This is a genomic window from Mumia sp. zg.B17, assembly GCF_019550915.1.
GTDB lineage: Bacteria > Actinomycetota > Actinomycetes > Propionibacteriales > Nocardioidaceae > Mumia.
In genome coordinates this window covers 393,901-408,129 of the sequence record NZ_JAHWCI010000006.1, presented here as the reverse complement: position 1 = coordinate 408,129, position 14,229 = coordinate 393,901, and the positions used below count along the sequence as shown (strand labels likewise).

General features: G+C 70.5%; 10 protein-coding genes and 1 tRNA gene. 7 read left to right on the top strand and 4 right to left on the bottom strand.

Annotated elements, in window-relative coordinates; translation table 11 throughout:
• The first annotated feature begins 87 nt into the window (after positions 1-87).
• Positions 88-696, top strand: coding sequence for a TetR/AcrR family transcriptional regulator (locus KV097_RS10375; RefSeq protein WP_220346647.1), 609 nt, complete (start codon positions 88-90; stop codon positions 694-696).
• Positions 697-704: 8 nt separating this feature from the next.
• Here the strand turns inward: KV097_RS10375 and KV097_RS10370 are convergent, their stop codons facing one another.
• From KV097_RS10370 to selA, 3 genes are all read right to left on the bottom strand, one after another.
• Positions 705-1,226 carry a hypothetical protein gene (locus tag KV097_RS10370; protein ID WP_220365817.1) on the bottom strand — a complete coding sequence of 174 codons (522 nt, stop codon included), beginning with the start codon at positions 1,224-1,226 and terminating at the stop codon, positions 705-707.
• 222 nt (positions 1,227-1,448) lie between these two features.
• Positions 1,449-3,236: a SelB C-terminal domain-containing protein gene (locus KV097_RS10365; protein WP_220365816.1), complete on the bottom strand. Its 1,788-nt coding sequence runs from the start codon at positions 3,234-3,236 to the stop codon at positions 1,449-1,451.
• A gap of 32 nt (positions 3,237-3,268) precedes the next feature.
• Positions 3,269-4,615, bottom strand: a complete 1,347-nt coding sequence (gene selA / locus KV097_RS10360; RefSeq protein ID WP_308289398.1) for an L-seryl-tRNA(Sec) selenium transferase — start codon at positions 4,613-4,615, stop codon at positions 3,269-3,271.
• A 75-nt stretch (positions 4,616-4,690) separates the two neighbouring features.
• On the opposite strand from selA, the gene KV097_RS10355 reads away from it, so the two are divergent.
• Positions 4,691-4,785, top strand: a tRNA-Sec gene (locus tag KV097_RS10355).
• A 29-nt stretch (positions 4,786-4,814) separates the two neighbouring features.
• Here the strand turns inward: KV097_RS10355 and KV097_RS10350 are convergent.
• Positions 4,815-6,248 (bottom strand): hypothetical protein, encoded by a 1,434-nt coding sequence (locus tag KV097_RS10350; protein WP_220346650.1) that lies wholly within the window; start codon positions 6,246-6,248, stop codon positions 4,815-4,817.
• Positions 6,249-6,481: 233 nt separating this feature from the next.
• On the opposite strand from KV097_RS10350, the gene selD reads away from it, so the two are divergent.
• The 5 genes from selD to KV097_RS10320 all read left to right on the top strand — a co-directional run bounded on the left by selD (position 6,482) and on the right by KV097_RS10320 (position 14,205).
• Positions 6,482-7,477 carry a selenide, water dikinase SelD gene (gene selD, locus KV097_RS10345; protein WP_220344289.1) on the top strand — a complete coding sequence of 332 codons (996 nt, stop codon included), beginning with the start codon at positions 6,482-6,484 and terminating at the stop codon, positions 7,475-7,477.
• A 91-nt stretch (positions 7,478-7,568) separates the two neighbouring features.
• Positions 7,569-10,817 (top strand): formate dehydrogenase, encoded by a 3,249-nt coding sequence (fdh, locus tag KV097_RS10335; RefSeq protein WP_301022415.1) that lies wholly within the window; start codon positions 7,569-7,571, stop codon positions 10,815-10,817.
• Positions 10,814-11,773, top strand: a complete 960-nt coding sequence (locus KV097_RS10330) for a 4Fe-4S dicluster domain-containing protein (protein WP_220344291.1) — start codon at positions 10,814-10,816, stop codon at positions 11,771-11,773. Before fdh ends, KV097_RS10330 begins: the two co-directional genes overlap by 4 nt.
• A complete protein-coding gene (nrfD, locus tag KV097_RS10325; protein ID WP_220344292.1) occupies positions 11,770-12,870 on the top strand; it encodes an NrfD/PsrC family molybdoenzyme membrane anchor subunit in 1,101 nt (366 codons plus the stop codon). The genes KV097_RS10330 and nrfD overlap by 4 nt, the downstream gene beginning before the upstream one ends.
• Positions 12,871-12,888: 18 nt before the next feature.
• Positions 12,889-14,205 (top strand): OFA family MFS transporter, encoded by a 1,317-nt coding sequence (locus KV097_RS10320; protein WP_220365814.1) that lies wholly within the window; start codon positions 12,889-12,891, stop codon positions 14,203-14,205.
• Positions 14,206-14,229: the final 24 nt, after the last annotated feature.

Sequence of the window (14,229 nt, the reverse complement as noted above, 5' to 3'; positions counted from 1 at the left end):
GCCGCGCGCCCTACCCTAAGTCACGTGGCTTATTATCGTGAGGGCGATACGTGAGCCGCCCGTCACAGCGCCGAGCGAGAGAATGCGATGCCCCGTCCTGACGCCCGGCACCACCTGCTGGATGCAGCCGAACGCCTGTTCGCCGAGCAGGGCGTGCACACCGTCTCCGACCGGCAGGTCGCAGAAGCCGCGGGGAACAGCAACCACTCCGCCGTCCACTACTACTTCGGTGGCCGAACAGGGCTCCTGCAGACGTTGTTGGACCGGCACCGTGCCGCCGTCGAGCCGGCGCAGCAGCGCTTGTACGCACAGTCCGACTCGCTGCTCGGGGACATCCGCGCCCTCGTCATCCCTCTCGTCGACTCCCTCGCCGACCTCCCGACCCCGTCATGGCGAGCCCGTTTCCTGGATCAGGCCGTCCACGACCCCGAGATCAGAGCATTGGCGCGCGGCGGCGCCGGCATCTTCTCGAGCACCCCGCAGATCGTCGGTTCGGTCGCGGACCGGCTGGCGTACCTCGACCGCTCGATCGTCGAGGCGAGGGCCAGGTTGGTGGCCCACGCCGTCAGCACGGCCTGTGCGGAGATCGAGGAGCGCGCGGCGAGGTCGAGTGAGCCCGCGCGCTGGACGGAGGCGGGGACGTTCCTCTGTGACGCGATCGCCGGGATGCTCCAGGCGCCGATCACCGAGCCGTAGTCGTCGCGTCACGCCGCCGCGGCCTGACGCGAGACCTGCAGCAGGGCCGTTGCCAGCACCCCGCAAAGCGCAGCCGTCGGGGAGGCGTCACCGACGGAGTGGTCGGCGACCTCGAAGAGCCGCGCCGCGCAGCCGCGGCTGGATGGGTCGAGGGTTGCCGTCGATCCGGTGTCCAGAAGCTGGCGGAAGCGACGATCGCCGGTATCGAGCAGGACCGTGAGTTCGAGCGCCAGCCACGGGCCGGGTGGCTCGGGGTTCATGACGACCTGTGCGGCGAGCCGGTCGGTCACGGTGGCGACGCGGACGATCCCGCTGATGAGCTGCAGCTCGCGCGCGAGCTGAGGGGCGGGCACCCACGTCCGCTCTCGAAGCGTCTCCTCGGCCGCGCGGGCGAGGTCGTGCCGCGCCTGCGAACCGGCCAGGACCGCGCCTGCGTGCTCCCGGTCCCCGGTCAGCGCCGCACGCACCGCATCGTGGAAGGCGTGACTGCTGCTCCGCAGGAGAGCGTCGATGTCGGCGTATCTGTTCACCTTTGCACCGTGCCCGATCCGCAGGCCGAGGTCCTGCCTCCAGACGCCGTGTTGATGCGTCCTGAGGTGTTCTTGACGGGGCGGGTGGCGGAACGGTCGGCCGAGCAGGGGGCCTCATGGACACGGTCGGTTGTCTGGCCGGTGCTGATCAGCGTCCCGTGGCGACGTCAGTCCTGCTCGCAGCACGGAACGATGCTGCAGCAGACGGAGAGCGCAGACCAGTCACCTCGGCGCTGAGAGAAGCTCTCTACGGTCGTCGGGGAGCCGCCGCGTGAGGCGGGCCCTGTCGAGGTGGTCGAGCAGCGGCAGAACGACGCGCCTGCTCGTCCCCAGTCGCTGTCGCGCCTCGCTGGTGGTGAAGGGTTGGGGAAGGTCGGCGAGCTGCCGTGCCGCCAGCGTGTCCGCGCCCGGAAGGAGGACCACGCCGGGAGCAAGGCGCAGCAGCCGTCCCGCCTTGGCGGCGGCAGCCGTACGACGGTCGTCGAGACCGAGCTCGGCGAGGCGTCCGGCGGTGGGAGCAGCGAACGGGGCGTCGGCGAGGTCTGCCTCCAGCGCGCGGACCGAGCGCTCGACGTCTGGCGGCAACGTCGCGGCGGCGTCGCCGGGGACCACGCGACCGTCCTTGACGGCCAGGGGAGGGCGTACGACGGCGAGCACCAGCTCGGGGGCCGGAAGTCCGAGGCGGTCCGCGAGGGCACGTGGGGTCACGCCTGGATCGAGTGGCCGGGACGCGGCCTGCGTCGCGACGGCATCGGTGACGCGTAGGGCCGCCTCCTCTGCCCGCGTCCGCGACATGAACCAGCCGGCGGCCTCGACCGTGCCCAGCGGCGGTGGGCTGGTGGGGACACCGATGCGATGCAGGAGATCGGCCTCGACGAGTCCACGCCGGTCGAGCTCGGCGGCCAGGTCGGGTGTCGCGGTGAGAGGAGCGAGAACCTTGGCTCGCGCCGCGGCGGCGCCCCGTCGTCGCAGAGGCGGCGGGACAGGGTCGAGGACGTCGACGCCCCAGATCCGCCGGCTCCCCGGGTCACGCAGCAGAGCGCGGTCACCCACCCGGAGCGGGAGCGGCGCGCGCAGGCTCAGCCGCACCAGGTCTCCGCCTTCGCCGGCCAGGGAACGGGTACGGGCGGTCACCGCGGTGGCGCCTACGTGGAGGAGAGGGAGGTCGGGGAGGCGGCCGGGCTCGCCCCGGACTCTGCAGTCGACGACCGTGGTGGGCCGCCAGGCGCCGGGGGTCACCAGTGCCGTTCCACGATCGATCGACCCCATTCCGTCACCGGTCAGGTTGAGGGCCACCCTGGCCGTGCCCATCACCTGGTCGACGGAGCCACCGAGCGCCTGGAGGCCCCGCACCCTGACGGCTCCGACCCCGCTCGCTGCGTGCACCTCGAGCTCGTCACCCGGTGCGAGCCTGCCTTCCGGCAGTGTGCCGGTGACGACGGTGCCGGCGCCGCGCACGGTGAACCGGCGGTCGACCCACAGCCGCACGTCGGCACCTGGGTCGGGGGCGGGCACCGCCGCCAGCATGTCGCCCAGGGCAACGCGCAGCTCGGCGAGACCGTCGCCCGTCGGAGCACTCACCGCGAGCACGGGCGCTCCGCGCAGCGCCGTCCGGGCCACCTCCGCCGCAGCCCGCTCCATCATCGGACGGGGGTCGGCCAGGTCGGCCCGGGTCACCGCGACCACGCCATGACTGACCTGCAGGGCGTCGAGCGCCGCGAGGTGCTCGGCAGCCTGCGGCATCCACGGATCGTCGGCGGCGACGACCAGCATCGCGGCGGGAACTGGTCCGATCCCGGCGAGCATCGTGGTGACGAACCGTTCGTGGCCCGGCACATCGACGAACGCGACGTCACCCACCTGTGGCAGCGACGTCCAGACATATCCCAGCTCGATGGAGAGTCCGCGCTCGCGCTCCTCCCGGAGCCGGTCAGAACGCATGCCGGTGAGCGCGTCGACCAGCGTGGACTTCCCGTGGTCGACGTGGCCGGCTGTGGCGACGACGTGCACGCGACCACTCTGGCAGGAGTCGCCCGGCCCTGTCAGCGAGCGGCGCGTCGCACCGCGGCGAGCACGTCGGCCTCGTCACTCTCCTGGACCGCGATCAGGTCGAGGAGGAGGCGGCCGCGCTCGACCCGCCCGACCACCGGGACGCACGGGTCGTCACGCAGCGGACCAGCAAGCCGCGCGGGCAGCACGAGCGCGGCACTCGGCAGCTCGACACCCGGCGCACCACCGCCACCGACGGCGGCGACGGAGGGGACAGCCTCGGGCGGCGGGTCCAGGCCGAGGTCACCGAGCTGATCGGCCAGCTGCTGGGCCCGCAGGGCCAGCTCTGCGGGAGTCGCCTCGAGGGCGGCGACGACCGGTGGGAGGGGCCCGACGAGCGTGGCCTCGAGCGCCGCGAGCGTGAGCTTGTCGACACGCACGGCACGGGCGAACGGATGCCGGCGCAGGCTCTCGACGAGGTCGGCACGCCCGAGCATCAGGCCGCACTGAGGTCCGCCCAGGAGCTTGTCGCCCGAGGCGGTGACGAGGTCGGCCCCCGCGCGCAGCGCCGCCGCCGCGCTCGGCTCGTCGGGCAGACGCGGGTGCGGACGCAGCAGGCCGGAGCCCGTGTCGACGACCACCGGGGGCCCGAGCGTCGCGAGCTCCTCGACGGGCACGGAGGAGGTGAACCCGGAGACGACGAAGTTGGACGGGTGGACCTTGAGGACGAAGGCCGTGCCGTCGGGGTCCTCAGCCACGGCCGCCTCGTAGTCGGCCAGCCGGACCCTGTTCGTGGTCCCGACCTCGCGCAGCACCGCGCCGACCGACTCCAGCAGCTCGGGGATGCGGAACCCGTCCCCGATCTCGACCAGCTCCCCGCGCGCGACCACGACCGTGCCTCCGCGTCCGGCGAGGACGCAGGTGACGAGGGCCAGCGCTGCGGCACCGTTGTTGACGACGTGCACGCCGCCCGCCTCGGGCACCGCCGCGGCGAGCGCGCCGAGCGCGGAGCGGCCCCGGCGTCCGCGGCGACCCGTCGCCAGGTCGAGCTCGACGTCGGTGGCGCCGGCAGCGACACCGAGGGCCTCGACCGCGGCATCGGAGAGCGGCGCACGGCCGAGGTTCGTGTGCACGACGATCCCCGTCGCGTTGACGACCCGACGCAGGCTGGTGGCCGCGGGCGGCAGGGCGTCGACCGCGGCCCCCACGACGTCCTCCGGTGCCAGCTCACCCGCGCGGCAGCGTTCGAGCGTCGCCCTGACCGTCTGCTTCACCACGTGCTCGCCGAGCCGGTCCGCGGCCTTGCGGAGCCGTTCGTCGGACAGCACGGCGTCTGTGCGCGGCGTACGCCGCCGCGGGTCTGTCTCCACGTGGTCCTCCTCGACGCTCGTGCGGTCCACTGATCGGCATTGTGTCCCAAACGAGAGGGCGGTGGTCGACACAGCGGTGGTCGATACAGTGGTCGCGGTGCGTGGGGAGGCGTTCCTCGTCTGGTGACGGGCGCGGTCCTCAAAACCGTAGGGACCCAGTCGCTGGGTCCGGCGGGTTCGATTCCCGTCCGCCTCCGCCACCGCCCGCCCGCTAATTCAGCCGTTGGGGTCAGCCATTAGACGCTGGCGCCGCCTCGTCGTCGTGCGTGACATCAGTGGACCCGACCTGGTTGGCGTTTGCCGGTGTCGGCTCGACAGCCTCGGTGCCGTCCTGGGAGGAGTAATCAGTGGAACTGAGGCTCGGACGCTTCGTTGGCTCCTCGTTGGGCGGATGTGGACCGGTCTGACGCAGCTTCGGTGGGGTTGCCGCCCACGGCTTCAGGTACTGAAGGACGTCGGCGTAGAACGTATCGGAGGCCTTCAATACCGAGTCGATGAAGGATCCACGGCCACGGCCGCGCTTGGTGCCCATCGGCGAGATCAGGGCCAGACGGAACGACCGGATCTCTCTGGCCGGATCCACAACCAGAACCGTGGGGTCCGCCCGGACGACGCCGAGCAGCTCAGCAGCACTGGAGCCGCGAGCGTGGGCGGTGAAGGTTTCGACCCGCACGGAGTCCGGCGCGGCCTTCAGCTGCCGCACCAGCCATTTGACCCTGGTGCTGGGCCGTCCTTCTCGGGGCGCGTCAACGTTGACGTGGCAGGTGACCTTGGACGCGCGGAGGTCAGCAGTAACAACGAGTTGACCAACGGTGTCAGGTATACGAATTGCGCCGGACAGCTGCCCGCTCTGACACAGCATCGTGGTCAGCGCCTGGGCACGCAGGGCGGGATCAGCCTGCTCCTTGCGTGACAGCACCGGGACCACCTCGGTGCCGAGCTGGCGGCCCAGGCGGAGGCTGGCGAATCGCAGAAGAGCATCGAACCGTGCGATAACGTCGGGCAGTCCCTTGTCCGAGGCCCGCAGCGTGCCCGCGACAACGGCGTCGCGGACGGCGACCCATGTATCGCCCATGTCCTCGAACTCAAGAGCTCCCGACCGGCTGTGCTCGAGGTATCGGATCAGTTCTCCCAAGATCCAGGCTTGATCGGGGTCGGCGACACCGCGGAACTCCTTTTGCATCACCGCCTCGGCTAGTACCTGGGTCCATGACAGGTGATGGAGGGAAACTTTGCGCAGCTTCCGCTTGTCTACCTTGGTCGGGTGCTGCCCAGCCATGGCCGGGATCTCGTTGGAGATGGTGAGCACGGCGTCATAGCCCTGCTCCCTCGCGATATCGAGATAGCTCTCGAGCTGCTCTGCCTGAAGAGCGTTGGAGCCAGTCTTGACCTCGACCAGCGCGGTCCACGAGCGGGTGCCACGAGTGACGCGGATCAGTCCGTCGGGGTACAGCTTCTTCTCGCCCAGCAGGAACGGAACCTCGATGAAGGTCTCGATGGAGCCGGAGGGGGCGCCGAGTGGTTTCAGCAGTGCCCGTCCGAACTCCTTCACGGCCGAGACGACCGCGAGGAGCGCCGACGTGGCCCGGCGCTCCTGTTCGTCCGCCCCATTGATGCCGGACGTCGGAATCAAACGCGCCTCATGCCAGTTCTCCTCAGCCATACGTCCCCCCGGTGCGTAGGATTTCGCTGCGCCGTCGAGGCTACCGTTGGAGCGATCCGAATGACCGGTTTGTCTTCGCCTTAACGTGGAGAGTCGTCGTCACTCTCCAGCGCTTTCCAGAGCATTCCGAGATGTCGCACAGTCGCGTCCCGTTCCGCGCGAGCCACTCGGACGGTGTTCCCGTCCGCCTCCGCCACCGCCCGCTCGCCCGCTCGCCCGCCTAGGTTGGGACCATGACGACCGCAGCTGCAGATCTCCGGCTCACCCAGTACGCCGCCGGCGGCGGCTGCGCGTGCAAGGTTCCGCCCGGCGAGCTCGAACGCGTGCTCGGTGACCTGCGGCTCGGTGAGGAGTCGGGCGACCTGCTCGTGGGCCTCGACCACGGCGACGACGCCGCCGCCGTACGGATCGACGGCGAACGCGCCATCATCGCGACGACCGACTTCTTCACCCCGGTCGTCGACGATCCCTACGACTGGGGGAGGATCGCCGCGGCGAACGCCCTCTCGGACGTCTACGCGATGGGCGGCGAGCCAGTGGTTGCGCTCAACCTGCTGGCGTGGCCGCGCGACCGGATCCCGTTCGACCTGGCCCGCGAGGTGCTCCGTGGGGGCCGCGACGTCTGCCGCGAGGCGGACACCCACCTGGCCGGGGGCCACAGCATCGACGACCAGGAGCCGAAGTACGGCCTCGCGGTCACCGGTCTGGCTCACCCCGACCGCCTGCTGCGCAACGACGCCGCCATGCCGGGGACGCCTTTGACGCTCACCAAGCCGCTGGGGCTCGGGGTGCTCAACAACCGGCACAAGGCGACGGGCGAGCGGTTCGAGGAGGCCGTCGCCACGATGACGGGCCTCAACCGTGACGCCTCGCGTGCGGCCGTGGCCGGCGGGTGCACGGCAGCCACCGACGTGACCGGCTTCGGCCTCCTCGGTCACCTCTTCAAGATGGCCCGGGCCAGCGGGGTGAGCGCCGTGGTCGACGCGGCGGCCGTCCCGTACGTTGGTGGCGCTCGTGACGCGCTCCGCGACGGGTTCGTGCCCGGCGGGAGCCGTCGCAACCTCGACTGGGTCCGCCCGCACCTGCAGGCGAGCGTCGAGGAGGACGAGCTCCTGCTGCTCGCGGACGCGCAGACGTCGGGCGGTCTCCTCGTCGCCGGTGAGATTCCGGGCCATCCGGTGGTGGGCGAGGTCGTACCCCGCACCGACTTCGTCGTCGCGGTGCGCTGACACCGGTTGATTGACAGCGGCACGCGGTCGCCTCACCCACGTGTGAACGGGGGGCGTCGGGGGTAACGTGCCCTCAACGGAGGTGAGGCGGGTGGCGAGGACGTTCCTTTCGTGGCCTGTGCTGCGACAGCTGACCGGTGCGGACCGGCTGGGACGCGGCGCGGCCGTACGCTCCCGCAACACCGACGAGATCACCGCCCGCACCGAGACCGCCGACCGGGTCGCCAAGAGCGTCTGCCCGTACTGCGCGGTCGGGTGCGCCCAGAAGGTCTTCGTCAAGGACGAGAAGGTCATCCAGATCGAGGGTGACCCGGACAGCCCGGTGAACCGCGGTCGGCTGTGCCCGAAGGGCGCGGCGAGCAAGAACCTCGTCACCAGCCCGCTGCGGCAGACCACGATCAAGTACCGCGCGCCGTACGCGACCGAGTGGACCGACCTCGCGCTCGACACGGCGATGGAGATGATCGCCGACCGGGTCGTCAAGGCCCGCAACGACACGTGGCAGGACGTCGATGAGCGCGGACAGCGGGTCCGCCGCACGCTCGGCATCGCGAGCCTCGGAGGGGCGACCCTCGACAACGAGGAGAACTACCTCATCAAGAAGCTGTTCACCGCGATGGGCGCGATCCAGATCGAGAACCAGGCGCGCATTTGACACTCCGCCACCGTTCCCGGTCTGGGGACGTCGTTCGGGCGTGGAGGCGCCACCACCTTCCTCCAGGACCTCGCCAACGCTGACTGCATCATCATCCAGGGCTCCAACATGGCCGAAGCCCACCCGGTGGGCTTCCAGTGGGTGATGGAGGCTAAGGCGAGGGGTGCGAAGATCATCCACGTCGATCCGCGGTTCACGCGGACCAGCGCGCTGGCCGACACCTTCGTGCCGATCCGAGCGGGCTCCGACATCGCCTTCCTCGGCGGCATCGTCAACTACGTGCTCTCCAACGAGCTGGACTTCCGTGAGTACGTCGTGAACTACACCAACGCCGCGGCGATCGTCAGCGACGACTTCCAGGACACCGACGACCTCGACGGGCTGTTCTCCGGGTACGACCCCGAGACGCGGACGTACGACCCGACGTCCTGGCAGTACGCCGGCGACGAGCCCGCGGCCGACGACGAGCAGAACCCCGAGATGCAGCGAGAGACCGCCAGCGCGTTGCAGCACGAGTCCCACGGCAGCGGCGTGAAGGCCAATCCGCCGCGCGACGAGACGCTTCAGGACCCGAGGTGCGTCTACCAGGTCCTCAAGCGGCACTATGCCCGCTACACGCCGGAGATGGTGGCGCGGACGTGCGGTGTGAGCGAGGAGCAGTTCCGCGAGGTGTGCGAGGCGTGGACCGCGAACTCGAACCCGGACCGCACCACGGCGCTGGTCTACAGCGTCGGGTGGACCCAGCACAGCGTGGGCGTGCAGTACATCCGGACCGGGGCCATCCTCCAGCTGCTGCTGGGCAACATGGGCCGGCCCGGCGGCGGTGTCATGGCGTTGCGCGGGCATGCGAGCATCCAGGGCTCGACCGACATCCCGACCCTGTTCAACCTCCTCCCCGGCTATCTGCCGATGCCCAACGCCGTGGAACACCAGAGCCTGGAGCAGTGGATCGAGGCCGTCAGCCAGCCGGACGCCAAGGGCTTCTGGGCCAACGCGTCGGCGTACGGGGTCAACCTCCTGAAGGCCTACTTCGGAGACGCGGCGACGCCGGAGAACGACTTCTGCTTCGACTACCTCCCGAAGATCACCGGCGACCACGGCACCTACAGCACCGTCATGGACATGATCGACGGCAAGGTGAAGGGCTACTTCCTGCTCGGCCAGAACCCGGCCGTGGGGTCGGCGCACGGGCGCGCCCAGCGCCTGGGCATGGCCAACCTGGACTGGGTGGTGGTCCGCGACCTCTTCGAGATCGAGAGCGCCACGTTCTGGAAGACGTCTCCGGAGGTCGCCACCGGCGAGATCGTGCCCGAGGAGTGCCGGACGGAGGTGTTCCTCATGCCGGCTGCGTCCCACGTCGAGAAGGAGGGCACCTTCACCCAGACCCAGAGGATGCTGCAGTGGCGTGAGAAGGCGGTCGAGCCGCCCGACGACTGCCGCTCGGAGCTGTGGTTCTTCTACCACCTCGGCCGGATGGTCCGGGAGCGCTACGCGGACTCGACCGAGGAGCGCGACCTGCCGATCCAGCAGCTCGCGTGGGACTACCCGACCCACGGTCCGCTGGTGGAGCCGAGCGCCGAGGCGGTGCTCATGGAGATCAACGGCTTCGAGGTGGAGTCCGGTCGACCGCTGTCCAGCTTCATCGAGATGAAGGCCGACGGCTCGACGCTCGGCGGCTGCTGGATCTACACCGGCGTCTACAAGGACGGCGTCAACCAGGCCGCCCGCCGCAAGCCGGGGAGCGACCAGAGCTTCGTGGCACCCGAGTGGGGCTGGGCCTGGCCCGCGAACCGGCGGATGCTCTACAACCGGGCCTCGGCCGACCCGAGCGGCAAGCCGTGGAGCGAGCGCAAGGCCTACGTCTGGTGGGACGAGGATGCCGGAGAGTGGACCGGGCACGACGTGCCGGACTTCGAGAAGACCAAGCCGCCGTCGTACCGGCCGCCGGACGGCGCTGCCGGTGTCGAGGGACTCGCGGGCAACGATCCGTTCATCATGCAGGGCGACGGGAAGGGCGCACTCTACGTGCCGCAGGGTCTCATCGACGGTCCGATGCCGACCCACTACGAGCCGGTCGAGTCCCCGTTCCGCAACCCGTTCTACGCCCAGCAGGCCAACCCGACGAGCAAGGAGTACGTCCGGCCCGACAACCCCTCGAACCCGTCGCCGTCGCAGGGTCACAGCGAGGTCTACCCGTACGTGTTCACGACCAGCCGGCTCACCGAGCACCACACCGCCGGAGGGATGAGCCGCTTCGTCGCACGGTTGGCCGAGCTGCAGCCGGAGATGTTCATCGAGGTCTCGCCGGAGCTCGCCGACGAGCGCGGCCTCGAGCCCGGTGGCTGGGCGACGATCATCACCTCCCGCTCTGCGATCGAGGCGCGCGTGCTGGTCACCGATCGGCTCACGCCCCTCAAGGTCGAGGGCAGGACGGTGCACCAGGTGTGGCTCCCGTACCACTGGGGCGAGGGCGGTCTGGTGACGGGCGACTCGGCCAACGACCTGATCGGGATCTCGCTCGACCCCAACGTCCTCATCCAGGAGTCGAAGGTGGGTACCTGCGACGTACGCCCGGGTCGGCGGCCGACGGGACCGGCGTTGCGACGGCTGGTCATGGACTACCAGAACGATGCAGGTCTCACCACCGCCCACGCGGTCGAGGACACGAAGGAGAGTCAGTCATGACGAGCCTGTTCCGGGAGAACGACCTGTGGGGGCCGCTCGATCCCTCGGAGGAGGCGGGGTACGGCGAGGACCGCCCGAAGCGCAAGGGGTTCTTCACCGACACCAGCATCTGCATCGGCTGCAAGGCCTGCGAGGTGGCCTGCAAGGAGTGGAACGACGTCCCCGCCGACCACTTCGACATGCTCGGCTCGTCCTACGACAACAGCCACTCGCTCAACGCGAACCAGTGGCGGCACGTCGCGTTCATCGAGCAGCCCAAACGGCTCGGTGACCAGGAGAGCGGGCTCCGTCAGTCGGTCGACCTCGGCATGCCGGTGATGGCGCCGTCGAGCCCGCCCGAGGAACAGCCGCCGGACGGCGCCGAGAAGCCCGACTTCCGCTGGCTGATGTCGTCGGACGTGTGCAAGCACTGCACGCACGCCGCCTGCCTGGACGTGTGTCCGACGGGGTCGCTCTTCCGCTCCGAGTTCGGCACGGTGGTGGTGCAGGACGACATCTGCAACGGGTGCGGCTACTGCGTCCCCGCCTGCCCGTACGGCGTCATCGAGCGCCGGAAGGGCCCCGACGGGGCCAAGAACGTGGGCATCGCGCAGAAGTGCACGCTCTGCTACGACCGGCTCGAGGCCGGCCAGACACCGGCGTGCGCCCAGGCGTGTCCGACGCAGTCCATCCAGTTCGGCGACGTGGAGGAGCTGCGCGAGCGCGCGAACACCCGGGTCGCCCAGCTGAACGACGCGGGCGTCATGGACGCGCGTCTGTACGGCAACGACCCCGACGACGGAGTCGGTGGCGCGGGTGCCTTCTTCCTCCTGCTCGACGAGCCCGAGGTCTACGGCTTCCCACCGGACCCGGTGGTGACGACCCGCGACCTGCCGCACATGTTCCGGCGGGCCTCGGCGGCGGCAGCCGTGATGCTCGCGGGCGCCGCGGTGTCGTTCCTGGGGAGGCGGCGATGAGCCAGGAGCAGACGAGGACAGGCGACACCCCGGAGTACGCGGTCACGCGCGACGGCATGGTGGGCGTCGCCGCCGAGACGGACGCGGTCGTCGGATCGGCGGGCGGACGCCGCAAGAAGGGCCGTCGCCGCAAGGGTGCTGAGCAGAGCATGGTGCCCGAGGCCGACTTCACCTCCTACTACGGTCGGCCGATCGTCAAGCCGTCGCCGTGGGAGGCCGACATCCCGGCGTACCTCTTCGCCGGCGGCCTCGCCGCCGGCTCCTCCTTGATCGCCGCGGGCGCCGACCTGACCGGCAGGCCGGCGCTGCGGCGTACGGGCCGGCTGGCCGCGGTCGGGGCGCTCGGCTTCTCGATGGCCGCGCTCGTGCACGACCTCGGCACGCCCTCACGGTTCGCGAACATGCTCCGGACCGCCAAGCTGACCTCGCCGATGTCGGTCGGCACCTGGATCCTGTCGATGTACGGGCCCTTCGCCGGCGCTGCCGCGGGCGCGGAGGTCGTCAGTCTGCTGCCGGGCCGCTACCGCAGCGCGGGGCCGCTCCCGCTGGCGTCCGCGCTCGGCCGGCCCGCGGGACTCATGGCGGCACTCTTTGCGCCGCCGGTCGCCGCGTACACCGCGGTCCTGCTCTCCGACACGGCGACACCGTCCTGGCACGGCGCCTACAAGGAGCTCCCGTTCGTCTTCGTCGGTTCCGCCAGCGCTGCGGCGGCCGGGCTGGGGATGATCGCCGCTCCGACCCACGAGACCGGTCCGGTCCGGCGGATGGCCGCTGCCGGCGCGCTGCTCGAGCTGGGGATGGAGCAGCGGATGGAGAAGTCGATGGGTGTGACCGCGGAGCCTCTGCACCACGGCAAGGCAGGACGCCTGATGCGGATGGCGAAGGCGCTGACGGCGGTTGGTGCTGCCGGGACGCTGCTGGCCGGTCGCAGCCGTGCCGTCGCGGCGGCATCGGGAGCGGCGCTGATGCTGGGGTCGGCCTGCACCCGGTTCGGGGTGTTCGAGGCAGGGCAGCAGTCCGCGAGAGACCCGAAGTACACCGTCGTCCCCCAGCGCGAGCGCCTCGAGCGACAGGGCCCCGTGCGCTACCACCAGTAAACGAGCCAGGAGGCCCAGATGACCGACTCCGTGAGCGACTCGACCGGCCGCCACGACACCGCTTCGCCGGGACGTCGTGACAGTGGCTCGGTGAACCGGTGGGTGCTGGTCGGCGGTGGCCTTCTGCTCCAGTTCTCCATCGGCGCCGTCTATGCCTGGTCGGTGTTCGCGAAGGCCTACCAGGACGCCGAGCCGTGGCAGCTGACGAAGGTCGAGGCATCGCTGCCGTTCACGGTGACGATCGCGATGATCTTCATCGGCAGCTATACGGGTGGTCGGGTGCAGGACAAGCGCGGCCCGCGCGTCGTCGCCCTGGCGGGCGGCGTCATCTACGCGGTCGGCATCGTGATCGCGTCGTTCACCCGGGGGTCCGAGGACCTGTGGCTGCTGATTCTCGGTTACGGCGTCATCAGCGGTTTCGGGCTCGGCGTCGCCTACATCGTCCCGATCGCCATGCTTCAGAAGTGGTTCCCCGACAAGAAGGGCCTCATCACCGGTCTGGCGGTCGGGGGCTTCGGCTTCGGGGCCGTCCTGACGTCCCCCGTCGCCCGGTGGCTCATCGGCCAGGACGAGAGCCAGCCGTCCAAGGCGTTCCTCTGGCTCGGTCTGGCCTACCTGGTGATGTCGCTCGCGGGCGCGTCGTTGTTCCGCAACCCGCCGCAGGGCTACTCGGTCCCCGGGTACGAGACGGCGACCGCAGGAGCGGCCGGTCCGACGGCCAAGGAGTACACCGAGAAGGAGGCGCTGCGGACGCCGCAGTGGTATCTGCTCACCGCCATCCTGACCCTCAACGTCACGGCGGGCATCGCACTGATCTCGCAGGCCGCGGGCAGCGCCGAGGGGATCGCCGGCTACAGCTCGGCGGGTGCGGCGACAGTCGTCGGTGTGCTGGCGATCTTCAACGGAGGTGGTCGCATCGTCTGGGCAGCCGCCTCCGACTACGTCGGACGGATGCCGGCGTTCGCCGCCATGCTCGCGCTCCAGGGCGTGTGCCTCATCGTCCTGCCGCACGCGAGCAACGCAGCCCTGTGGTTCGCCCTCGCCGCGGTCGTCTACCTCTGCTACGGCGGCGGGTTCGGCACCATGCCGGCCACGGCCGGTGACTACTTCGGGGTGAGGTACGCGGGGGCGATCTACGGCCTCATGCTCATCGGCTGGAGCCTGGGCGGCGTGATCGGTCCGATCGTCATCTCCGCCCTGCTCGGTGACACCGGCGAGCCCGACTACACGCTCGGCTACACGACGATCGGCATCATCGCGCTGGTCGCCGTGGCGCTCACCCTCATCACCCGCGTGCCGGGTGACCGGAAGACGGCCGTCGCGTCGGAGCGATGACCCGGACCGACGCCGAGGCCGTCC